Here is a 23,239-nt window from a genome sequence, read left to right as displayed (position 1 = left end):
TGCCCCGCAGCCGAACCTCGCACCACTGATTGGTGTGATCGCTGTCGTCCTGTGCGTCGCGGCGTCAATGTTCCGCCTCCCGGGTTTCGTGATTCTCCTGATCGGCCTCATCGTCGCCGGGATGATGAGCTCGGCACCGCCACTGACAGGCAAGAAGGACGCGGCCGGTTACCCGACGATCGGCAACCCAGGCGAGCATGCGGCGGTTCTCCGCCATCGCCGCTGGTCGGCGCTCCGATGGCGCCTGTTCGTGCCGAACCGCGACTGGTTGTTCAACGACCCTTCCGAGGTGAAATCGCACCTCGAGCATGCGAACCGCTTCGCAGACGGACCGCTCAAGAACCTCGCGCGAGTCCTGCAGGCGGCGATCTTCATCTTCTGGCTGGTCGTGCCGATGTCGTTCACGTCGATCGGCGCGCTCGGACTATCCGCTGCCGTATTCACCTTCCCTGTCGACGCGCTGGCTCTGTGGGGGTGGATGCCAGACTCGGGTGCCTGGCTGATGTGGCCGAACACCGTCTGCGCGTACATCACGACCGTCCAGTACTTCGCGACCCGCCGGCGATACGCCGCGATGGAGGACCCCGCTCCGCCTGTGACGGTCGGTGATCTCCTCTCGAAGTTCCTTGGGGCGTCCCGAGTGAAGCTCACCGTGGCGTTGCTGCTTCCTGCAGTGGGCGGAGCGTCGGCCGCGATCGGTACGTGGTTCCTCACAACCCATCTCGGCATCACTTGGCTCTTCGTCCCGTTCCCCCTTCTGCTGGGTGGAGTCGCGACGATGTTCGCCGCGGTGCTGTGGCGAGCTCTCGCACTGCCGGACGCCCTGAGCGACTGGCGAAGCACTGTCCAGGCGCGCGAAATCTGGCACCAGCGGTGGGAGCCGTTGAAGATGGACCCTCGCCCTTACCTCACCTCTCACTCCCGTCACGGTGATCCTGCAGCACCGCTGATCCTCGACACGTTCGATGCGCCGCCGACTCAGGGTGCGTCGGGAATGGTCGGCATGGGCCCGAAGATCCATCCGCTCATCGGGGCTGGTCAGGCAATCGCCGTGCTCAACGAGCCTGACGTCGACAGCTCCGGTCAGCCGATCCCCGGCAGCCGACACCCATCCCGCTTCAGCGTCGCCACATGGCCTGTCGACCAGCCCATCGACGTCTCAGACCCTGCCGTCGACCGCGGTCTCCTGCGCGAGCGCATCCGCACAGCCCTGGCGATCGCCGGCAGCAGCTATCCGCAGTTGATGGTGACCGCCGTCGAGCCGATGTGGGACACCGAAGACAAGGACAGCACCGCGGCGTGGTCTGTGCTGTGTGAGGCCACGGACGCTCCGGCTGCCAGCATCCTCCCTGCCATCGCCGGCGACGTGGGAGCTGCGCTGGGAACCGATGGCGTCTACGACAAGAAGACCGGCCTGCTGTACGTCGGCGCCCTGACCGCGGACAGCACGCACTACGCCGATGACCGACAGGCCCACCGCTTCGTGGAGCTCGCACGGGAGGCACGCTGGAGCCAGCGGTGGAGCGATGTGCTGAAGATGGGCGAAGCACGTCCGCGCACCGAGTCCGACGTGTACAAGACCGCCCAGCTTCCGACCGGTCAGACGATCGAGTGCCAGCCGTTCATGACGCCGCAGGGCATCAACGGCGCATACTTCTTGACGCAGCAGAAGGAGAAAGCGCTGGCGAATGCGCTGGGCAACGCACCGTGGGTGTCGGTCATCGGGTGGGAGGGCCGCGGCGACAAGGCCGGCGAGCGACACCCTGGTGCCTTCCGCGTTCTGTGGTCGGCACAGCCCATCCCTCTCGACCCGGCACGCCTGGAGCCTCCAGGCCGCGGGAGGCCCGGCGACGCGCTCCGCTGGGCAATCTCCGCTGCCATCAACAGCGGATTCGATGCGGCCAAACTCGCCCGACCGGAGGTCGTCGCGGTTACCGCACTCACCACTGCCGACTCTCGTGGGCACATCTGGGATGTCCGGTTGCGCCTCTACGACGGCGTCGTCCTGTCCGAGGTCAAGCAGAAGGCCGAGAAGATCCGAGGCGGCATGGGCGGGACCCCCTGGCTGAGGGTGACCGATAGCGGCGAGCACGTCCGCGTTGTCGTCGGCGCCGTGCCGGAATCCCGAGGTGTCGAATTCGCTCGCCCCGAGGCGAAGAAGCTCACCCTGGCTCTGGACTGGGAGCAGCGCTTCACGGATGCCAACCTCGCCTCGCCCGTCGACGGCGTCGCCCCGCGGCTCATCGCCGCTGAGCCCCTGGAGACCAACGAGCAGGTCGACGTCCTCGAGTTCACCCTCCCCCGCTCCCTGGCGATCACCGACTTCCAGGAGCAGAAGACGGTCGACAAGCTCCGCGCAGCATCCGGGAAGACGTTCATCAACGTCCGGCACAACGCCGACCCCTCCCGTTTCACGATGCTGGTGTGCGACGTCGACCCGATGCCGAGCCCGGCTCCGTTCATGTGGGACCGCATGGGAGTGGTCGCGCCGCGATCGACGACCTTCGGCACCCGCGTGGAAGGCGCGCCGGTCACCTGGCACCTCGACAACGACAGCCACCTCATGGTGCTCGGCCAGAACGGCTCCGGCAAGGGCATCGGAATGTCCGCGATGGCGGCCGACAACATCATGTCGTTCTGGGACGTGTACGCCGCCGACCCGATCAAGGGGTTCAACGACTTCCTCTTCGCGGATCCCTGGCTGCGCGCGAGGGCGACGACGTGGACCCAGACCGTCGCGGTCGTCCGCCATCTACTGCGGCTCCTGGACGAGCACAAGAAGCTGAACGAGCAGTACGGCGTCTCGAACATCCGCGACCTCCCTGACGACGTCCGCCCTCGGCTGTCGTGCCTGCACCTCGACGAGTTCACATCACTCGTGATCCCGGATGCCGTGGTGAAGCTGCGTGACAACGCCGACGAAGCAGAGCGGAAGGAGTACGCGGCAACCGTCGCGATCAACAACTACAAGCTCCTCATCGGCTCCGCGATCGGGCGCATCCTCCGCGAAGGACGAGCCCTGGGCCTCGTACTCGTCCTCGCCGGCCAGAAGCTCACCCGGGAGGAGCTGAAATACATCCCCGGCGGGGCGACCATCAAGTCGCAGATGTCCCGGCTGGCAATGGGCAAGATGAGCTTCGGTGACATGATGAGCGCGTTCGCTGACGCCAGCAGCGCCCTCGGGCTTCTGGGCCCATCGGTCCCCCGCGGTCGCGGAGTCTTCGAGTCGACCTCGGAGTCCGCCTTCGCGGTGCAGACCTGGTGGGCAGGCGGATCGCAGGCCGACCACTTCCGCATCCTCGCGGAGAAGATCGCCGAGGTCCGCCCGCCTCTGACCGCTGACGAGAAGCTCGACCTGTCGATGTCCGATTCGCAGTCGGAGCAGACCGTGGAGGTGTTCGGCGAGGAGATCACCTCGTCCGAGGACCCGCTCACCGAGGAGCATGAGGAGGAGATCGTCGACGTCGTGCTGAACCTCGACGACGATCTCGAGTTCACTTTCGAACCGGACCCAGAGCCTGTCGTTGGCGTGCTGGCGGCTGAGCCCCCTGGTGCCGATGCCCCGCCCGAGCCCGTCGCCCCGACGGCGTCGGACGTTGGTGAGATGATCCCGGACGAACTGTTCGATGACGCCCCTCGGACAACTCCTGCGGATGACCTCTTCGATGACGTCTCTTCGCCCTCACCCGCACCACCCCAGGTCGAGGACCTGTTCACCTGACAACCGAGCTGCTGACCGCCCGCGGGCCGCAGCGGAGAGGACGACCCTGTGTCCACGTATGAAGAGACGATCCGTAACCTGGCGGGTCAGCCATGATGGGTGTCAACCACGCGGCAACGGGTGCGGCCGCGTGGGTAGCTGTGACATCCACCGCGATCCCGGCGTTCGGCTGGTACCCGCTACCCGCGGAAGCGGTCCTCCTAGGGTCCTCAGTCGCAGCGGGTGCTGCCCTGCTCCCTGACGCTGACCACCACAACGCCACGATCGCACACTCCGTGCCCGTGCTCGGTGGTGTCGCCGCGGGCGCGGTGGGTCTCGTGACCGGTGGCCACCGGAAGGGCATGCACTCCCTACTCGCCATCGCAGGCGTCGTGGTCGGCATGTTCTTCCTCGGGCAGCTCCAGTGGCAACCACAGGGGTGGCAGATCCCGATCCAGATCGGCTCGGCGGCCGCCGTTGCCGCCACGACCGCTTTCGCGTTCAAGGTCCTTGGCGGGAGGCGCTGGCTGACCGCATGGGTGCTCGGCGCACTTCTCGCTGGGCTGGTGGCCTTGCTGATGCCATCCCAGTTCGCCTGGCTGCCCGTCTGCATCGGCGTCGGCTACGCCGCTCATATCGCCGGCGACCTGCTGACCTTCGGCGGTGTCCCTCTGCTCTGGCCGCTCCAGCCGGCGCCGCCGGGTCCGATCCGCCGGGCCGTCCTGTTCAAGTGGATGTGGAAGCCGTCGGGGCGCTTCGCCGTCCCTATCCTGGGTTCGACCGGGAAGGACCCGCAGGAGCACGTGCTCGGCACCCTGGCCGGTCTGTACGCCGCGTGGGGAGCCATCGGGGCGGTGATCGTCCTATGGCCATGGAAGTGACACCAGAGCAGCTGAGGGACGGTCTGCGTGCCTGGGCGCGCGGTTCCAGCACGACGGAAGCTGCAGTCGAGCTGCTCATTCGCCACCGGCGCGCGGTCCATGTTCGCGCGCCATGGTTGATCAGCACGGAAGAGGGGTCGTGGTCCATCGACGTGGACGCCCTGCGGTGGCATGCCGGAGCCTGGTCCGGCGGCGAGCAACGGGTCGTGCGCATCGCCTGTTCGCTGCTCGGCGGCGAACCCGTTCGACTCGACGACGACATAAGCGCTCTCGGTCGCCCCGAGATGGACCTCGTGCTCGCCGCCCTGTCCCATGCGGCCGGCGCTGACCAGAGCGTCGACATCCGTCTGGACGACGACGGCCATCCACATCTGCACGTGCTCGACCTCGGTCCTCTGCATCCCTGGCCAGAACAGACCGAAGGCCGGTCGTGATGACCGGCCTTCGGTGGAGACGTCAGGCGACGTTGAGCAACTGAGGCAGCCGCTTCAGGCGCGGCACGATGGACACCCGATCCGGGGACTGACGCGAGCTCCAGTCGATCATCGACGCGCCCTGCTGGAGGGTGAAGTCCGCGGGAAAGTCCGGGTCGTGTCCGCGATCCTCGAGGGCGACGAGAACACGCTGGCTCTCCCCTCCGACCTTCTCACCACGCTTGGTGACGAGGACCTTGTGTCCGATCAGGCTCTCGGCCTGTCGGGTGAGCTGCTTTGCGCGCTCTCCGTCCCGGGAGTCGATGCGGTCGAGGCGGATGTGCTCGATGCCGTCGGAGTAGTACTTCGACACCCCCGTCCGGATGAACACGATGGGACGGTTCGTGGGCTGCTTGCCGTCGACGCCGTTCCCCTCGAGGTCGACGTAGACGATCGTGCCGACGAAGTGACCCACCCCTGTCGAGTTCTCTGCCTTCTTCTCGGCGTGGTCGAAAATCCGCAGCTGCGGCGAACCGTCCGAGAGCATGTCGACGATGCGGCTGATCTGACCGTTGACCTGATCGTCGGTCGCTCCGGGGCCGGCGGACGTCACTGCCGAGAGCAGGATCTGCGCCTTCAGGGAATCGGTGATTTCGATGGACATGTGGTTCCTTCCGTCACTGCTGCGCGGCGGCAGCGAAGTAGTTGTGGGAGTCGTTCTGCAGCAGGTCGCGACCGTGAAGGTCGATCAGTTCCGTCATGCCGACGATGAGGAACTTCTCCGTGTCCGCCATCCACTTCTCGATCTCTCCGACGGGACGACCGAACGGGAACGGCCGTCGCTCCAGGCGTGCGGCGAGGAGGCCCCGGATCCGCGTCTGAGCGCCCGCCTGCCAGGTGGCTTGACCGGTCAGCTGAGCCTGCGCCCGGAGCACGATCCCGCCGAGGACGTTGTTGAAGTGCGCCCATGCTTCACGGCTGACCGGGATGTTCTGCTCGTCCATGTGCTTGAAGGACTGGGAGACGATGCCGGCGAGAGCGATCGCGGACCACGAGTTGAGGTTCAGATCGAAGCCGATCAGCTCCTGCTGCGGTGCGGCTTCGGCTCGCACTCGAATGTTCTGCTCGGTCACGCTTCCTCCTTGGTTCGGTTCCCGTGCTGTCTCAGCACACATACCCGGCGCGGGCGCCATCTCGTCAGCCGGTGCGTTCACGACCGGCGTGACTGCATCCGGTGTCGCCGCCGCCGCGGACGGGCCCCCTATGGTGATCGGGAACAGGTCATCGCCCTGTGCCGGGATCGGCTCGGACGGTTGTTCGGGGTCCGGCGTCTCTACGGTGGCAGCCGCGGATTCGGGCTCGGGGGTGTTGGCAAAGACCATCGGAGTGTCGACGTCGACGCTCCGCTCTCGCGGAGGCTCGCTCGTGCGCGCTTCGGCGGCCGCGGCACCTGGACGAAGAGTTGGGATGCCCAACTCCACGGCGCCGTACTGTCGACGGGCCGTGAGCTGAAAGCGGTCCATCCGCTCCTCCGGTGTGCCCGGAGCTGCCTTGGTTGCCGGGTGCGCTGACGGGCAGGAGTTCACCAGCTCACACCATGCGCAGACCTTCGACGGACGTGTCTCGAACTTCGCTCGATCCGCGGAGTCATTCATGAGCTTCCACGCGCCGCTGTAGCCGAGCAGCATCTTGTCCATATCCGGCGCGGAAAGGCTGATGTCGCGGACTTTCCCGAGGGCTGGGAAGTAGAGGGTGGCCATGGCTGGGCGAATCCCCGTATACACCTCAACTCCGAAGGCGTACAGGCGCTGCTGATCCCCGTAGTCGTCGGAGTACATCGGATTGGGTGTCTTCAGCTTCTTCGCGTCGTTCGACTTCTTGTAGTCACGGATCGCGATCTTGCCCGAGTGCTCACCGGACGCCTCGACGGCGGCGATCGTCGTTTCAAACCAGTCCCGCCGGTCCTCCAGATTCCTCTTGACCTTCCAGGCTTCTTTGTCACCGTCCGCGACCTCAGGCAGATCGTCGATCTCGGAGACGAGGAGGGAAAGCTGGCTGCGCAGCTGCTCGATGGTGACGGCCCCGACGGCATCCGGGGCGCACGGCACCCAGTCGATCCGGTCGATCTTGCAGATGGAGGGGATGTCGCGAACCGTGACGAACAGCGTCGCCTCGATGCCGATGACGATCACAGAACGAGGGTCCTCGATCTCGAAGATGCCATGGCAGAGGGCGGAGATCTGCTCGATCCAGTTACGCCGGTTCGCGTCGTTCGCTCTGAGAGCATCCTTCGTCTGCTTTTCCAGCTTCTCAAGGGCCCATTTCTGCGACGCCGCGGCGTTGACGAGCTCATCGATCTTCTCGTGGGTGCGCTCCGGCCCTGGCAGCGCGTAGAAGTCTTCGAAGACGGCATGCATCGCCGTGCCGATCTCGGCGTCCGAGAACGGGTCCTCATTCCGAGGGAGCAGGCGTGATGCGGCCATCGCCGCTGGGCACTTCAGCGTGCTGGCAGCCACCGAGGCTGAGAGGACCTTTCGGCGCACCTTGTCGACCGCTTCCGGGTCGCCGAGGAGCAGATGGCCTCCGGACCAGGCGGTGTCGGGCAGCAGAGTCTGGGTCATGGGCTGCACATACCCGGTCTGCAGGGTGGAGATCCGCGTCGGGCGCACCAATCGCCCCTTCGGAGTTCTTCGTCTCAGAAGAATCCACGGGCGGGCTGTTTGCCGCTCCTGGTCACCTGCTGCGGTCGGATCGCGGTCGTCTGGCCCTCGCCTCGGAAGGGGTGTCGCGCCTGCCAGGCTATGCCCGAAGGCCGGTACTTCAGTTCGCCGAGATCCGATCACGGCGTGTTGTCCAGGGTGGCCAGATCACTCGCCTGGCCACCGTGTTCCCTTGAGTCAGCTGGCATCGGACCGAGCCAAGGCGAGACCCGACCAGAGTCTGTCTGTCCGGGTCTCGCCCTACTCTCTTCTGGTCAGCACGGGTCTCGACCAGAGAGAGAAGAGAGTTAACGACTCGTCTAGAGAAGTACTACTACTTCCCGACTCCTGTCCTTCGCTCTCTCATCTCATGTGTTGCCTCGGGGTCTCTGTATGTATCCATCCGCAGATGTCTGTCCGTCTGACCAACGCTTCCGTTCCCAGTCAGGAGTAGGGAATGACCCGGTCTCGTCGGCTCTGGCCGCATCTGGCCGGACAGAGCCGACGAACTCATCGGCAAATCGTCGGATCCGCCTGACGCTGTTCGCAGGGGTGGACGGATGTAGGGATTCACACGGCAGGAGGACCCATGTCCGGATTCGCAGTCGACGAGTACTCGACCGACACCGTCAGCGACGAGACTGACGTCATCGAGCAGGACGCGGAGGACGAGACCGAGGAGGTCGACGTTCCCCAGGGCGAGGCAAGCGGCCCGAAGCGCAGCAGCGCTCGGAACACTCGCACCAGTTCGCGAGCTCGTCAGCCCATCACGCGGGCAGGTGCCGCACGAGCCATCGCCAAGTACATCCAGCTCACAGAGGCCCGTGAGGACCTGGTCGCGATCCTTGCGGTCAGCCTCGGGGCGCCCGAAGACGACCTCGCGTCGCTCGCGGCCACCGTCGTCGCAGGCAAGAGCACACCAGCGATCTCCTTGGTGACTGATCTTGCCGATGCCGCCGCGCGCTCTCCCCACGAGGCGACTGTTCATGCCATGCAGCTCAGCAGGGAGGACGCAAAGCAGGCGTGGGCGCTGCTCGTCGCGGCAGGAGTCGTCACCGGGCCGATCCCGGCAAAGGACGGCGCCGCCGCAGTCGCCCTCGCCCAGGCTGTGGAACAGATCGGCGACGACGAGCGAGCTGCGTTCGACCAGGTCTCCGAACTGGCTGGGCGCTGATCATGGCCGGCCGTCAGCCCCGGAGCGTCTGGGAGGATCCCGGCACCCGATACAACGCCGAGGCTCCGAACGTCCAGAAGGAGAACCGTCGAGGGAAGATCCTGCGCGTCGGCGTCTGGATCATGGCCTTCGGCGCCTTCCCACTCGCCGTGCTGCTCGGCTTCGTATCCATCGGCCTCATCCAGGGCATGAACGCGGAGAAGCCTGCCCAGCTGGCATCGTTCGACACGAACGGTTCCGCAGGGAAGCCCGCGGCGACTCGCGCTCTGATCGATTGGCTGACGGCCGACCCCTCGCCGCTGCCGGACGGCAAGCTGATCTCCTGGGATGGCTTCGACGTCGAGGAGGCCCCGGCTCCCGTCGACGACACAGAGAAGCCGGTGAGCTACCACTTCGAGCTCCACCGCTTCACCCTGGAACGGAAGGACTCGCTGTACAGCGCTTCCGTCCAGGTGGTCGTTGACGGCGCCGGCGTCAGCGTGATGGGGACCCCCACCCTCTTGCCGATCCTCGATGCCCCCGCGACAGCATCGTCGCCTTGGTTCGGCCTCGGGACCGCAACTCCGTCGGAAGCCGTGCAGAGCGCAGTCGAGGAGTGGGCCAGCGCATTCACCGGCGGCGACCCAACCGCTCTCCGCCGAGTCACTCGCGATCAGGATGCCAGCAGCACCTACGTACCCCTGGCGGGGATCGAGACCCTGCAGTCGGCAAAGATCACGACCGCGAGCTACAAGGTCGTCCCTGCCGCAGATGGGAAGACCAAGGACGACAAGACCAGGATGATCGTCCAGGTCACGCTCGAGGTCTGGTGGGACGGCCAGACGCCGACCGAGGAAGAGCTCCTCGGCCCGAAGCCGCCGACCGCACAGAAGATCACCTACGACCTCCTCGTGCTGCAGGCCAACACTGACGCCGCCTATGTCGTCGCCTGGGGTGAGCCCGGAACCGGCCCCGACCTCAAGCCCGAGGCGAACGCCATCGCCGGCGTCGACACCCGCAACCTCGAGCCGGGAGAAGGTTCGCAGACCCCAGATCCGAGCGAGTCCCCCGACCCGAACGACACTCCTGCTCCGGAAGGGACGCCTGCACCATGATGGCGAAGAAGCCCGCGAACAGCGCATTGACCATCCCGATCCTTCCTCAGTTCGAGACGCGTGCGCGCCGCCCGCTCTTCGATGGCTTGTGGCCCGGGATCGACGGCTCCATGTGGCTGTGGCGGTCTGTACCGATGGGCTCGGTGCCGGATGCGCGCACAGAGGAGGGTGCCGTCGCCGTCGGTCACGGTCTCGCCAACGCGTACGAAGCTCTCGCTGCTTTCGCGGGCAGCGGCGCGCACCGTAGTCAGGTCAAGTCCACCTACCGTGACACGCATGCGCTGCTCTTGAACGTCCCGACGACCTTCAAGGCCAACCCGAAGTCGCCGATCGCTGACGAGCTCAACCGTGAGTATGGCGATCGTCCGACCATCCAGCGTGTGCTGCTATTCGGCGTGCGGCTCAAGGCAACAACCGGCAACGGGACCCTCAAGAGCGCCGTCGACTCCGTGTGGGAAACGCTCCGCTACGGCGGATCGCCTCTCTCCGACTACGAGAAGGACCACCGCGATATGGCGATGGTGTTCTCGCGGGCCGGCTTCTCCGTGCCCAGCCTCCAGGAGCTGCATCTCGCGGACAGCTGGTGGAACTACGGACTCGCAAAGGGCGTCCCCGTCCTCCTGCACGACGAGCACATCCACTTCTTCCACTCCGCGGCCGAAGCACGCGCTGCCGTCGACATCAACCGGCTCGACTGCCGCGACTGGCCGGAGGCGATCGGAGAACACGCGATCAGCTTCGCGGCCGTCGAGTCCTTCGACCTGGACTTCACACCCGCCACGGACGCCAAGGCTCGATGGGTGATCCCGCTGCTGGAGAGCGGTGCGAGGGTCATCTCCATCCGCGCGAAGGTCGAGCCTTCCAAGGTGACTCGGAACGAGCTACGCGGGCAGCAGCGTCGGTATCGCGCCGATCTGAGCGAACTGCAGGCCCAGGGCAAGATGGATCGCGCCGAGCTGGAGGAACGTGAAGCCCAGCTGACGTCGATCGAGCGCGCCTACGCGAATGGTGGCCCGGCGACTCTCATGGACACGTCTGTGATCGTCGGGTTCAGCGGAGTGATCGACGACATCGACAAGTTCTCCCCTCCCGGCGCCGAGCTGTCCCCCATGTTGAACCGTCAGGGAACGGCGTGGCACGAGACGATGGCGAACTCCGCTGTCCGGGCGAACCCGCTTCAGCACGACCTCCCTCAGACCACGATCAGCTACAGCGCCCTGCCGACGCTCACACGGATCGGCGACGCTGACGGTGCGATGATCGGATTCACCGAGGATGACCGCCAGCCGGCGTACCTCTCCCCCGTCGCCGCCGCCGATGAGGACACGCTCCCGTTCCTGTATGTCCTCGCCGCCACCCGTGCGGGCAAGACGATGCTGCTGCAGAACATCGCTCACCAGTTCAACCGGCTGCTGCACCCGCAGGTCATCATCGATTTCAAGAAGAACAGTGACCTCTCGGACATGGTGCGCTACTCCGGCGGGCAGACCATCAGTCTCGACGACATGGTCTCCGCGGACGGCCCTCTCGACCCGGTCCGGATCTTCCCTGACCGTGCGGACGCGATCGCGAAGGCGACGAGCATGATCCATCGCGTCAATCCGTACCACGACTCGCGCGTGGATGCTTACGCCAACGACATCTCGTTCGCGATCAGTTGGGGCATCGAGAATGGGGCGAAGGCCACTGGCCAGGCGCTGATGATGGCAGCCAAGGCGGGCCTCATCGAGCAGAAGATCATCGACCCCATCTTCAAGCACGCCCAGGTGTACCCGATGTTCCGCGCGACCTTCGGTATCGAACCGCACACCCAGGCACTGAATCTTGCCGACGGCCTCACCCTGGTGCGATCCGGTGCGACCCAGGTCGAGCTTCCGCCGATGGGCATGGACCCGGCAGACCTCCCGCGCGCTGAGCCGGCCGTGCGCAACTCGCTGAACGTCATCCGCATGCTCGTGTGGGGCAGTCTGGCGTCCCTGTCGAGTCGCCGCGGCGTCCTGCACTTCGACGAGTCCTGGATGCTCGAGAAGGCGAGCCCCTCGGATCTCGACGAGGTTGGACGTCTGTGCGGCCAGTGGGGCGTGTTCCCGATCTTCTACAACCAGCGCCCGTCTGGACCGCTGAAGATCGGTCTGAAGGGTTACATCAGCCGATTCCTGATCGGCCACATCAAGGATGAGGAAGAGGCATCCGCCGCACTGCAGCTGGCGAACATCGACAACCCGCGTGCGCTGGAGCGGATCACTGCCGAGCGCTACCACGGGGATGGCGGGGGCCTGAACTGGGATTCGTTGCAGCACCTCCCGGATGGGAGCGGTGGTGTCGCGCGTGGAAGCGTGTTCTACTACGCGGACCTCCGGAACCGTCTCGCGACCGTCGAGCACCGGCCCAGCGACGAGTTCCTCCGGCTCGGAGATCAGTCGCCGGAGGGCATCAGCCGCCGGAAGCGCGAGAAGGAGGAGGCCCTGCTCGCGCTGCGCTGACCACAGACCCCGGGCGCCTTCCCCCCTGCTCTGCGCCCGGTCCCGACCCGGCGCCGCACCTTGCCGTGGGTGCGACGCCGGGTCATTTCCTGTTCGCAGGGCTGGACGATATGAGGCGTACGCAGATCAAGGTCGGACCGCAGTTCAACCCGAACAGCACGCGCCACGTTGACGAGCTCCTGGAGCGGATCGAGAAGCGCGGCGGAGGGAAGGGCTGGAAGGTCGTCGACTTCGACGGCACGCACGTCACGCTCATCAACCGCGGCGTGATGCACAGCGTCGAAAGTGCGACCAAGCGCACCAAGATCATCAACCTGGGTGGCGAGATGCGTGCCTCGGATGGCGAGAAGACCGCGGCGATGCTCGAATCGAACCCGAAGTACGAGGGCTGGTTCCTGACCCGATTCGAGCCGCACATCAACCGTGCGGTGCTCTCTCAGCTCACCGAAGCTGAGCGTCGATGCAGGAGCGCGGTCGCCAACGCCTTGCGGGTGAAGCCCTGGGACGTCCAGATCAGCCCGCGAGACGGTGGCGGATTCCTGCTCGATCTCCCGGAGTCCTACACTCCGAGCGCTCACGACGCCAAGCTGCAGGAAGTCGCTGAGACTGCCGTCGGGAAGGTGGGCTGGTACTTCACCGGTGACGCCAAGACCCTTCGCGGGGAGATCGTCCCGTCGGTGCCTCCGACCTTCGCTGACGTCATCAGGTACCCCGCCGATCTGCTCCCCCGGCCTGCCGGAGGCGGTATCCAACCGATCCCACTCGGTGAACGTCTATCCGACCGCGGCGATGTTCCGAACGACGTGCTGACGCTCGACTTCGATGCTGCGCCTCACATGCAACTGGGTGGAGTGACCGGTGGAGGCAAGTCCGTCACCGTGAACATCCTCATCGCCGGCGCTCTCGCCGCACGTGCAGAGATGGTGATCATCGACGTCCCCCAGAAGGCTGTCGACTTCGAGGCGTGGAGGCCTTTCGTCCGGCCGGGCGGGTGGGGTTGCGAGTCGTTCCAGGAGAACGCAGTCGCTCTCGAGGAGCTGTACAAGGAGGGCGAGCGGCGGGCTGCGACTCTGAAGCGCTATGGCGTGAAGAAGATGTCACAACTGCCGGCAGATATCCGTGCGACGATGCACGACGTCCTCATCGTCGTGGACGAGCTCACCGGCCTCTTCACGATGGACTCCGTCCCGCGCCGGCTTGCCGCAGACGACCCGCTGCGCATCGAAGCCGAGTCGAAGAACTACGCTCGTGAGCTGATCCGGACCTTCATCGAGAAGATCGCGGCGGAGCAGCGCTTCGTCGGATTCCATCTGGTCGTCTCATCCCAGGTGGCTACGGTCAACACCGGAGCGAGCGTCGCGTTGCGGACGAACCTCCCGCATAAGGCCCTCCTCGGTTCGAATGCCTCCGACCAAAACCGGAAGAACATCCACTCGGATGTGACCTCGATCCCAGTCGTCCCCGCCCATGTCAAGAACGACCCGAAGGCATCCATGGGCGTCGGTACCGCAGAGTTCTCCGGGCAGGCCGCCTGCGTCTTCAAGTCGTTCTACGCAGATGAGCAGGAGCTCATCGGCTTGCTGCGCGCGCGAGGAATTCAGGGGCTGCCGCCGACGCAGCTCGATCAGACGCGTCCTGATCCATCGATCGTACGGAAGCGGTTCCCTGAGCTGGCCCAGATCGCCGAGCATGCTCGCGAGCTGGAGACGCCCAACTATGCCGCGGCCGACGCGAATCGGCCTCTGGAGGCTTGGGAGATCGACCCGGAGACGGGAAGGCCGCTCACCGGCTTCGCTCGAGCGAACGCTGCGCGCGCTGAAGTGACTCGAGTGGCGAAGCAGACCGCACCTGCACCGGGTATGTGATCGGCATGATCAGTAGCGTCAGCTCCGAGAAGGCGTCGCCGTCCGTCGATGCCGAGATCGGTTCCGTCGTCATCGACGCCATCGACGCCGGCGCCGATGTTCACGTCATCGCTCCCGACGCCCGTGGAAGTTACGCCTGGGCAGAGCCCTGGCTGCGGTCGTTGAGCACGGACGCTGCTGCAGCGAGTCGGGTGCTCGCCGAAGTGACCGATCTGATGGATGCGCGGACGTTGATCCTCCCTCCGGGTGCCCCCGTCGCCCCCGTCATGGTCCTGATCCACGACATCCCTGTCGCCCAAGACTGGGCCGAAGCTATTCACCACCTGAGGCGGATCGCAGACGGCGGCCGTTCGGCAGGCGTCCTGCTCGTTCGAATCTCCGGACCGCAGACGGCTATCCCCAGCAAATCCACTACGGCCGAGTGGGCGGAACGCGCACTCGAGCTGTTCGGACCAGGAAGGGAGAATCTCCCGTGAACACTCAGAACCACGGAGCCAGCCTCGCCGGGCGTACCCCACACATGTCATACACCTTTGCGATCGCAGACCTCCCGCATGTACGGCCAGGGGCCGCCGCCCTTCGACCGAACTTCGATCGGCTCCTTCGTTCCCTGAACCGGTTCGATGGCTGGGCCGTCACCATTCGCGCGGACAACGTTCCTCGCATGGTCGGCGCAACCGACATCGTCGCGTGGAGCAGACGGGAACGAGTGCAGCTCGGCGCGAAGGCCGTCCGCGGTGAAGAGCTCGTCGCCATCAAGCGTCCCGATGGCAGGGAAGCCCTGGATGGGGCGCTCCGCTCGATCCGAACGAACGATGTGGTGATGAGCGATTTCGTGCTGCGCCCGGCGTGGTGGACCCGCTGGGTGGCCGCGCACCTCGGCTATCAGGCCGGCGTCGATTCCTTGCAGGTCACGGTCGGGAGCATGGATCTCCTGTCTCCCTGCGACGGCATGCTGCAGTTCGAGCTGGAGGCCGCGTGATGGACGGACATGCCCTGCTGGACAACACCAGCGCCAGCATTACCGAGGCGCAGACCGCGTCGGAACTCGTCGATGGAGTGATCGACGGACATGCGGATGCCGAAGACGACCAGCGGCTTGTGCTCCGTGCGCGTTTCCTCGCCGACCACGCGAATGCCGTGCAGGCCACGATCCTCGCTGATGTCGCCCACCACTACGACCTCGACGAGGACGCTCTCACGGTGCTCCTTCACGACCGTGTGCGAGAGGCCGTTGCCTTCGAGCGCTGGGACTCCGACATCCCGCTGATCCTGATCTCGACTGGGTACGCGCCGTTCACCGATCGTCCTCAGCCTGTCGGCGATTCGATCGTCTGGCTCGATCCCTCGACAGAGACCTCGTTCCTGCGATCGATCAGCTCCATCGGCCCCGTGACGTGGTTCGTCGCGGACGCCGCGTGACACCGACGGGGCCCACGTCTATGCCGGCCCATCGTGATCTCCTCGCGCCGTCGTCCGAGATCGCCCTGCCTTCGGCTTGACCGCCTTCGCTCATGTTCGGCGGTCTCCACTAGCGCGCGGAGAAGACGCCGGCCGAAGCTGTCGTTCACCAGCGGGCTAGCTCAGGTGAACGGTGCCGATGCCGGGTCTGGTTCGCGTCAGGCCGCCTGCTTCAACCGAAGCTCCGACCCATCCGAGCGCACCATCTCGAGGGCGCCGAAGAACCAGTCGCTGACGTCAGCGATCGTCTGCACGTGCCGCCCCAGCGGCTGTCCTTTGAACGAGAGAACAGCCATCGCCGACTCTTCCCAGTGCCCAGCCGCCGCGGCGCGGATGCGTTCTGCCTGAGACTCGTTGAGTGGGCTCCTGTTGTCGCGCGCACTCCGGGGGGCGAAATGCTCCGCCACCCACGCGGCCTCCGTTTGCTGCATCAGGCTGGACCACCCGCGCGCGGACGATAGGCCCTTCGCGGCGCGCCGCAGCTCACGGCGCTGGGCTTCGCTCGGCCGGGAGGGCATCACGACGGTTCCTCGGACGATCGCGGCGATCACCAGGGGCCCTTCCTCAAGGAGAACTCTTGCGTCGTCGACGGTGTAGTCGACCCAGAGGTCCAGGAGGTCATGATCTGGGTCCTTGCCTGCAGGGACGACTCGGCCTTCGATGATCGCGAGCATGTGGAGCAGCGAACGCGCGAGCATCTCAGTCGCGTCCTCGCGATCGAGCAGGGAGGAGATCCTCCGCCGCGCTCGTGTATCCGCGGTGAATGGCTTCGGCAGTCCGTGCAGCCGCAGCAACTCGGTGGCGGTCTCCTGCTCGATCTCGTGCGGGAGCATCTTCTTGCGGTCCCACGCTTCGATACGATCCGCGATCTCCGTGATGACTGCGTTCTCACAGGATTCGAGGTAAGCCTCCTCGGCACTGGGGATCGGTGGCATCCACCCGTTCGACGAGGACGCCGGCGCCGCGCTGCGCGCTCGCGCGCGCCTGATCTCCGTGATGCCACCGGGGACGCAGGAGCGGGCGTACTTGGATGCCCACGCGATTGGCGCTCGTGAGATTGATGCGAGTTCCACTCGTCGCCGTTCCCCGAGCTCACGAGGCCCGCCCGTGCCGAGGATCACTCGTTCGAGAGATCGCACAACGTAGTCCTGGACCCGGTCCCGCTCAATCTGCGTGAATGTGCCGTATGAGCGGACGGCGCTGGAGACGATTTCGAGGTCAGGGTCGAGCAGTACGCCCATGATGCGCAGCCGCTCCGCATGCTCGACAGCTGGGTCCGAGGCTGCCCGGGATGCGGCCGCGCGGATTTCGTCAGCTGCGGTCTTCCTGCGTTGTGTTGCGTCGCGGGTCGTCTCCATGCCCGGCACATACCCGGTGCCATGAGGGCCACGTCGCCGGGCGCACCAAGGTCATGGGACGAATCGATGAGCAGGGCAACAGCCACGACCGCACAGGCCGGTTCGACGGACGAATCAGGATCGACCCCGAACGCTCCCTTTCCGAGGAGCTCCTCGCCCATTACCCGGATGCTGAGCCCGTTCCCGTTCCGGCATCGCTCGGCGCGCTTGATCCGTTGCAGGCCGCTCACGGGAATCGAAGGAAGCTGACGTGGGTGGTGCAGGGGGATGATCACGAGACGCGTCTGATCGAGGCAGAGTCCGCAGACGCTGCTGCCGAGTATGCCGCGGCGGAGTTCTCCGATCAGTACGACGAAGAGATCGGCGCGGATTCGATGAGCGTGGTCGGCGCATTCCGCGGATCCCCAGACGAGGTCGACGCCGAGGACTTCGTCGAAATGGACGGCATGGACCGTTCCGTCGCCGTCCGCGCCCTCCGGCAGGCTGACTGACTTCATCACCGGGTATGTGCGCTGCATGGCACATACCGCTATCGCGACGGACGCTCCCCCGGTTCCCCAGGACGAGGGCGAGGACCTCGACCTGCTCGTCGCGGCTGTGCGAAGCGCCACAGGTCTCCCTCACGCGCGGCCACGCGAAGGCCAGCAGGCGCTCTACCTGGATGCGATCTCAGCTCTCGAGCACGACCGCGATGTCATCGCGTTGGCTCCCACCGGGTCCGGCAAGTCGTTCATCACCCTCTCGATCGCGTTCCGGGCCGCTGTGCGATCCGGTCATCGGACGCTGCTGTCCACGCACTCCCTGTCGTTGATGGGCCAGATGGAGGACAAGGACGTGCCGACCATGCATGTCGCTCTCGCCGAGACGCATCCCGAAGCGACCGTGCGTGTGGCGTTTCTCCGCGGTGCGAACAACTACGCGGATCCCGCGAAGGCGATCGCGACCGCCCAGGTGCTTCTCGCAACCGACGATCACGACCTCGTCCGTCTCGCCAGCCGACTCGACACCCTAATCCCGAACAGGGCAGACCTCGTAGAGCTCGGTGACGTCGGCGATCCCGGCGAGTTCGCTCAGCTGGTGAGGTGGGCACTCCGCGTACACCTCACCGATCGGGAGCCAGGTGACCGCCACACCTGCCCGATGCCGCACACGGAGGATGGCTGGCGTGCTGTCTCGGCGTCGTCGAGCGAGGCGGACGACGGCAGCCGCTTCGGGGTGACGAGCCGGCTCGAGCTCGCCAAGGACCGAGCATCCCGAGCTGACTTCGTCATCACGAACCATTCGATGCTCGCTGTCCAAGCGGCAAAGCGCCTTCGGATCGTCACCGGCGGCAAACGCCTCGGAACGTTCGACCTCGTGATCGTCGACGAGGCACATGAGCTGCCTGCAGCGGTACGCAGCCAAGGCGAGGCAAAGCTCTCGGGCGGAATCCTGCTCACGGCGGCCGCTCGTGCGTATCGGGCCGCGGGCTCCCCGTCGACTCTTCGATCGTGGATGGACGAAGCGGAGGTGATCGCCGGCGAGATCGACGATCAGCTACGGCCGTTCGCCCCGCACAGGCATCAACCGGATGAGACCCGACGCCTGCGACCAGACGATGCTCCGCTCGCAGATCAGGACATCCGTGTGAAGGTCTGGGCCGAGCGCGGAATGGCCGCTCTCGAATCCATGACGCACAGCCGGGACGTCACGAAGCAGATTCGTGCCGCGTCAGCTTCGGACAGGCTCGCTCAGATGCCGGCCCTGGTGAAGGAGATCGGACGGCATCGGAGCGGGTGGGCCCGGTGGGTCGAACACTCCGAGCCGAACGAGAACCGACGTGCATGGCTCGTCGGCTGCGTGAAGCCGGTCTCCGTCGGCTGGCTCCTCCAGGACAACCTCTGGACTGTGCTGGAGGAGGACGGAGAGTCCCGACGCCTGCCGGTCTTCGCACTGAGCGCCACCATCCCCGCCGGATTCGCACAGCAGGCCGGGCTCAACGCCCAAGCAACCGCCTACCCGACCCCCTTTGCTCGCGCATATGAGCGCAGCGCGCTGTTCATCCCCCACTTGACCGGCCAGGACCTCTCCCAGGTCACCCGCGAAGGCCGGTACGGCAAGCCGCAGTTCGACGTCGGCAGGCATGCGGAATGGTGTACCGATCAGATCGTCGACCTCGTTCGAGGGAACGCGGGTCGTGCATTGGTCCTGTCCGCCACTTCCGCCAGCGGTCGACGCTACGCCGACGCCCTCCGCGCGCGCCTTCCCCGCGGCATCCGTGTGCACACCCAGTGGGACGCGAAGACAACGGGAGCCGTGACTGCAGAATGGCGCGCCGATGTCGGCAGCGTCCTGGTGGGAACGAAGTCCCTGATGACCGGGGTCGACGCCCCCGGCGAGACATGCTCGCTCGTGATCATCGACCGGGTGCCGCGCAGCCCGAAGAACCCGTCCGATGAAGCCCGCGTCGACGATCTGGTGGAGCGACTTCAGTTGGACCGCTTCTCCTCGTCTCATCTCATCTACGCCGCTGATGCCGCGCTCCTGCTTGCTCAGGCCGCCGGCCGGTTGATCCGCTCCGAATCCGACACCGGCATGGTCGCGTGCCTGGACCTGAGGTTGCTGAAGACGCAGCTCGCCTACCCGGAGATCACGCGGTCGCTGTACATGGGCGCGTTCAGCGCGCTCGGCAATCGGTTCACTTCCACCGACTCTGCAGTCGGGTGGCTCATCTCGAGGGGAGTCTGATCATGCACGAACACAACGGCCTCGGCACCGTCCTCGCTTCGAGGACAGGGGCTGCTCCTCCGACGGCGTGGAGTGACAGCTCGGCGCTAATCGAGCCCCAGCCGTGGACCCAAGAAGCACTGTGCGCTGAGACGGACCCCGATCTCTTCTTCCCGGAGAAGAACTCCGGGAAGACCGCCCAGCGGGCGAAGGAGGTCTGCGATCGGTGCATGGTTCGCGAGGACTGCCTCCTGTACGCCCTCGCTGCCGGCGAGACGTTCGGCATCTGGGGCGGCACGACGGAGTCCGAGAGACGGAAGATGCGGAAGGCGTCAGGCGTGACGGCGCGGCGCCCGCGGCGACTCGCCGATATGTGTGGCCGCGGCCACGACCTCACATCCGAGAACGTCTACGTCAACAAGCGCGGAGTGAGAGAGTGCCGCACCTGCGCACGCGACCGGCGGGCAGCTGCCTGACGCACCGGGTATGTGGTGAGCATGAAGATTACGGCACCGTCTCCAGGGACTGCACGGTACTACCGGCTTCGCCGGACGGTCCGGCGGGTTTTCTGGGGCCCGATCACGACCGCCGTCGCCGCTTGGAACCTCGCGATGGTCGCGAGCATCTTCGTCGCACGCTGACACCTGGGAGAGGAGGTGAGGACATGACTACCTTGCTGGACACCTCCGAACAGGGGCTGCGACCGACAAGCGAGCAACGACTCGAGGCGCTCGTCACAGATCTCGAAGCAGTATGCGCACGGTGGGGCTCGACTTCCACACTCGCTCAGATGGTCGTCACCGAAGTCCGCGAAGCTATCGCCGACAACGCTCCTGCCCAATCACATCCCCACCGCGGTCACTGATCTACCCGGGATAACCCGGCTCGGGATAAGTGAGATTACCCCGGATAGATCGCTGCGCCCGGTTACCTATGCGGTCCAATGAGGCACAGCGACGACCGGGTATGTGGTCGGTATGGATGAGATTCCCGACGCCGACGACGAGTTCGATCGGATCGTCACGCACCAGGTGGACGACGAGCACTCGGTGGTCGAGCTCGAGCTGACCACCGTTGAGGCGGTGATCGATGCTGCCGTCGGCCATGTTCTTGACTCCGCTCGGGCCGAGCGGCGCGGCCGACTCGATGAGGCCGATGCTGCCGAGAATCGGCTCTATGGGATCCTGCCGACTGAGAGGGATGATCTCGACGAAGCGCTGAACGCCGCGATCGGCATGCTCGCCGCTGAACGTCGCCTGCACCACCGCTACCGCATCAAGGTCCGGATGACGGTCGCTGCCGGATGTCTTGGTCTCGTCCTCCCTACCGCCCTTGTAGCCGCGGTCTCGTTCCTCGCCTCGCTCGGCCAGTGACCGCCCAGAATCCGCGCCGGCGCCTATCCTGCGATCATGACCACGAACCCCTTGGCCCCACTGCAGTCAGTCGATGCGAGCATCGTCAGGACGGCGATGGACCTCGCGGACGAGGCGGTGTCAGCCAACACCCGGCGGACGTATGACCGAGCTTGGCGTTCGTGGTGGGTCTGGGCGCAGGCGCACGATCTCGCGGCCCTGTGCCCTGAAGAATCTGGCCCAGAGCGCGACCGCTGGGTCGCTGGCTTGATCCTTCACCTCGCGGATCGTGTCGAGTCTGGAGTGAAACCTTCGACAGCCGCCCAGGCGATCCACGCCATCCGCTGGCGCGCGATGAGGTCCAACGACCTATCGACCATCACAGCCCTCGCCCATCCACAGATCACACTTCGCCTCCATGGCATGGCCAGGCGAGAAGCCGACCTTCCCGTGCGTCAGGCAGATCCCCTCACGCTGGATCTCCTCCGCAGCCTCTATGAGCACGCCGGGGACCCATCTGCCCGTGACCTGCGAGACCGCGCCCTGATCGCCACTGCAACAGCCGCAGCGCTCCGTGCGAGTAGCGTCGCCATGCTGACGCTTCGCGACCTCCGGCCAGCGGCGACGATCGACGGGCTCGTCCTGCATCTGCGGAAGTCGAAGACAGACCAGACCGGAGTCGGAGCAGACATCCCGATCAAGCGAGCAACGGATGCCAGCGCGCGAGCCCTCGACCCGGTCTCCAAGATCAACGCGTGGACGCGGTTCTACCGCGCAAGCGGTGCCACACCGGACTCGCCCCTCTTCCCCCGGGTGCGCGGGTCGAACGGCACCACCTTCGAGGCGTTGCGCAACCCCGACGAAGTCATCACCGCAATGCTTCGGAAGCGCCTGATCGGCATCGGGCTGGATGAGCACGAGGCGAACCGGTTCTCATCGCACTCGTTCCGGGCGACGTTCGTGACACTCTCCGCGGCCGCCGGCGTCGCCGAGGGCGACATCGCCGAAGTCACCCGTCACCGATCTCTCGCCTCCGTCGGCATCTATCGCCGCGTGTCGGCGGAGAAGGTCGCGCAGGCGGCATACCTCGGGGAGCGTTGATCTGACACACCGGGTATGTGGTGGGCATGGACACCTCACTCGCCACCGCACCGAACCGCATCCTCGACGCTTTCGTCGCCCAGCCCCTCACCGCCGCTGAGTTCGCAGCCCAGCTCCGTCAGGCCTGCAACGATGGTCGAATTCCCGTCGACCTCGAAGACGAAGTGGATGCAGCGCTGACCGTTCTCGACGCGATCCCGGCATGACCTCCTCGCCCGGCATCTCCGGCTGCGGGCCAGTTCAGACCCGGCCCACGTCGAACTCAACAAGGTCGGCGCCCATCAGCCCCAGCGAGTCGGGTTCCAGGAGCCGAGTCTGGATCCGTTCGACGATCTCAGCGTTTCGATCGAGGATCCGTTCTGCTTCCTTCGAGGCAGCCGTCAAAATGCCCTCCACCGTGAACTCACCGTTCTGGTAGGAGTGCGGTCGGCGACCGATGCAGATGATCTTCATCGCGCACAGCATCGCGTTCCGAATATCGTCGTCGGGCCCGGAGTCGTGAATGTCGTCGCCATGCTCAACGACCATCCCCGCGAGTCCAATCACGATCCTCGCCCACATCTGGTCGACCGGAGCACGAAGGGTCGAATCGGGGGCGGACCAGTGGACCTGCCCGCCGGAATTGTTCCGCATCAGGATGTCGACCCGGTGGACCGTCATCCCGAAAGCGAGGGCGACCACAGCGTGGGCAGCCTCATGCCGAGCTCGAATCGGCATCGTCTCGAGGTGGCCTCGATCGGCCACCGCGGCCACCCCTGTTCCCATCGCGCCGAGTGCAACCGGCCCTGACCGCAAGTAGGCAGCGCGCCCCTCCCTCCGCCGGAGGACCCAGAGGACCGCGCGGAAGACCGCGCAGATGGTGAGCACGAAGCCGCTCAGCTGCACAGTCGTCCGCGCATCAAGAGCAAGCACCTGGCTGAGAGGGAGGAGAACGATCTCGGGGGCGATGACC

General features: G+C 65.8%; 21 protein-coding genes. 17 read left to right on the top strand and 4 right to left on the bottom strand.

What is annotated here, in order from left to right; genetic code table 11:
* The first annotated feature begins 34 nt into the window (after positions 1 to 34).
* The 3 genes from FFS56_RS04015 (at position 35) to FFS56_RS04005 (ending at position 5,015) form a co-directional block, all read left to right on the top strand.
* Positions 35 to 3,721: a hypothetical protein gene (locus FFS56_RS04015; RefSeq protein WP_137771969.1), complete on the top strand. Its 3,687-nt coding sequence runs from the start codon at positions 35 to 37 to the stop codon at positions 3,719 to 3,721.
* Between the two features lie 92 nt (positions 3,722 to 3,813).
* Entirely contained in the window at positions 3,814 to 4,581 is a 768-nt protein-coding gene (locus tag FFS56_RS04010) for a metal-dependent hydrolase (protein WP_137771970.1), read from the top strand.
* The gene (locus tag FFS56_RS04005; protein ID WP_212742660.1) at positions 4,572 to 5,015 is read left to right on the top strand and encodes a hypothetical protein; all 444 of its coding nucleotides are present in this window, start codon (positions 4,572 to 4,574) and stop codon (positions 5,013 to 5,015) included. The genes FFS56_RS04010 and FFS56_RS04005 overlap by 10 nt, the downstream gene beginning before the upstream one ends.
* A gap of 22 nt (positions 5,016 to 5,037) precedes the next feature.
* On the opposite strand, the gene FFS56_RS04000 is transcribed toward FFS56_RS04005, so the two are convergent.
* Together FFS56_RS04000 and FFS56_RS03995 are read right to left on the bottom strand one after the other, a co-directional pair.
* Positions 5,038 to 5,658, bottom strand: a complete 621-nt coding sequence (locus tag FFS56_RS04000) for a hypothetical protein (protein ID WP_137771971.1) — start codon at positions 5,656 to 5,658, stop codon at positions 5,038 to 5,040.
* 13 nt (positions 5,659 to 5,671) lie between these two features.
* Complete coding sequence (locus tag FFS56_RS03995; protein WP_137771972.1) at positions 5,672 to 7,615, bottom strand: PD-(D/E)XK nuclease family protein; 1,944 nt, start codon at positions 7,613 to 7,615, stop codon at positions 5,672 to 5,674.
* 667 nt (positions 7,616 to 8,282) lie between these two features.
* Between FFS56_RS03995 and FFS56_RS03990 the strand changes: the two genes are divergently transcribed.
* The 7 genes from FFS56_RS03990 to FFS56_RS03960 all read left to right on the top strand — a co-directional run bounded on the left by FFS56_RS03990 (position 8,283) and on the right by FFS56_RS03960 (position 15,731).
* Complete coding sequence (locus FFS56_RS03990; protein ID WP_137771973.1) at positions 8,283 to 8,867, top strand: hypothetical protein; 585 nt, start codon at positions 8,283 to 8,285, stop codon at positions 8,865 to 8,867.
* Positions 8,868 to 8,869: 2 nt separating this feature from the next.
* Complete coding sequence (locus tag FFS56_RS03985; protein ID WP_137771974.1) at positions 8,870 to 9,961, top strand: hypothetical protein; 1,092 nt, start codon at positions 8,870 to 8,872, stop codon at positions 9,959 to 9,961.
* Entirely contained in the window at positions 9,958 to 12,444 is a 2,487-nt protein-coding gene (locus FFS56_RS03980; protein WP_137771975.1) for a hypothetical protein, read from the top strand. The genes FFS56_RS03985 and FFS56_RS03980 overlap by 4 nt, the downstream gene beginning before the upstream one ends.
* 110 nt (positions 12,445 to 12,554) lie before the next feature.
* Positions 12,555 to 14,309, top strand: a complete 1,755-nt coding sequence (locus FFS56_RS03975; protein ID WP_137771976.1) for an FtsK/SpoIIIE domain-containing protein — start codon at positions 12,555 to 12,557, stop codon at positions 14,307 to 14,309.
* Between the two features lie 5 nt (positions 14,310 to 14,314).
* On the top strand, positions 14,315 to 14,785 hold the full coding sequence (locus tag FFS56_RS03970; RefSeq protein WP_137771977.1) for a hypothetical protein: 471 nt from the start codon (positions 14,315 to 14,317) through the stop codon (positions 14,783 to 14,785).
* A gap of 188 nt (positions 14,786 to 14,973) precedes the next feature.
* Complete coding sequence (locus FFS56_RS03965; protein ID WP_137771978.1) at positions 14,974 to 15,291, top strand: hypothetical protein; 318 nt, start codon at positions 14,974 to 14,976, stop codon at positions 15,289 to 15,291.
* The gene (locus tag FFS56_RS03960; RefSeq protein WP_137771979.1) at positions 15,291 to 15,731 is read left to right on the top strand and encodes a hypothetical protein; all 441 of its coding nucleotides are present in this window, start codon (positions 15,291 to 15,293) and stop codon (positions 15,729 to 15,731) included. The genes FFS56_RS03965 and FFS56_RS03960 overlap by 1 nt, the downstream gene beginning before the upstream one ends.
* A 197-nt stretch (positions 15,732 to 15,928) precedes the next feature.
* Here FFS56_RS03960 and FFS56_RS03955 read toward each other — a convergent pair whose 3' ends face one another.
* Positions 15,929 to 16,705 carry a hypothetical protein gene (locus FFS56_RS03955; RefSeq protein WP_137771980.1) on the bottom strand — a complete coding sequence of 259 codons (777 nt, stop codon included), beginning with the start codon at positions 16,703 to 16,705 and terminating at the stop codon, positions 15,929 to 15,931.
* Between the two features lie 476 nt (positions 16,706 to 17,181).
* On the opposite strand from FFS56_RS03955, the gene FFS56_RS03950 reads away from it, so the two are divergent.
* The 7 genes from FFS56_RS03950 to FFS56_RS03920 all read left to right on the top strand — a co-directional run bounded on the left by FFS56_RS03950 (position 17,182) and on the right by FFS56_RS03920 (position 22,493).
* The gene (locus FFS56_RS03950) at positions 17,182 to 17,619 is read left to right on the top strand and encodes a hypothetical protein (RefSeq protein ID WP_137771981.1); all 438 of its coding nucleotides are present in this window, start codon (positions 17,182 to 17,184) and stop codon (positions 17,617 to 17,619) included.
* 25 nt (positions 17,620 to 17,644) lie between these two features.
* Positions 17,645 to 19,855 (top strand): helicase C-terminal domain-containing protein, encoded by a 2,211-nt coding sequence (locus FFS56_RS03945; protein ID WP_137771982.1) that lies wholly within the window; start codon positions 17,645 to 17,647, stop codon positions 19,853 to 19,855.
* Between the two features lie 2 nt (positions 19,856 to 19,857).
* Positions 19,858 to 20,310 (top strand): WhiB family transcriptional regulator, encoded by a 453-nt coding sequence (locus FFS56_RS20910; RefSeq protein ID WP_137771983.1) that lies wholly within the window; start codon positions 19,858 to 19,860, stop codon positions 20,308 to 20,310.
* Between the two features lie 188 nt (positions 20,311 to 20,498).
* Positions 20,499 to 20,699: a hypothetical protein gene (locus tag FFS56_RS03935; protein WP_137771984.1), complete on the top strand. Its 201-nt coding sequence runs from the start codon at positions 20,499 to 20,501 to the stop codon at positions 20,697 to 20,699.
* 112 nt (positions 20,700 to 20,811) lie between these two features.
* Positions 20,812 to 21,207 (top strand): hypothetical protein, encoded by a 396-nt coding sequence (locus FFS56_RS03930; RefSeq protein ID WP_137771985.1) that lies wholly within the window; start codon positions 20,812 to 20,814, stop codon positions 21,205 to 21,207.
* Between the two features lie 402 nt (positions 21,208 to 21,609).
* Positions 21,610 to 22,287: a tyrosine-type recombinase/integrase gene (locus FFS56_RS20420; RefSeq protein WP_171010987.1), complete on the top strand. Its 678-nt coding sequence runs from the start codon at positions 21,610 to 21,612 to the stop codon at positions 22,285 to 22,287.
* Between the two features lie 26 nt (positions 22,288 to 22,313).
* Positions 22,314 to 22,493, top strand: coding sequence for a hypothetical protein (locus FFS56_RS03920; RefSeq protein ID WP_137771987.1), 180 nt, complete (start codon positions 22,314 to 22,316; stop codon positions 22,491 to 22,493).
* Positions 22,494 to 22,527: 34 nt separating this feature from the next.
* On the opposite strand, the gene FFS56_RS03915 is transcribed toward FFS56_RS03920, so the two are convergent.
* Positions 22,528 to 23,040 carry a hypothetical protein gene (locus FFS56_RS03915; RefSeq protein WP_171010988.1) on the bottom strand — a complete coding sequence of 171 codons (513 nt, stop codon included), beginning with the start codon at positions 23,038 to 23,040 and terminating at the stop codon, positions 22,528 to 22,530.
* Positions 23,041 to 23,239 lie beyond the last annotated feature (199 nt).

Source organism: Microbacterium sp. Beta, from assembly GCF_005502545.1.
Taxonomy (GTDB): Bacteria; Actinomycetota; Actinomycetes; order Actinomycetales; family Microbacteriaceae; genus Microbacterium; species Microbacterium oxydans.
This window is presented reverse-complemented; position numbering and strand designations above follow the sequence as displayed.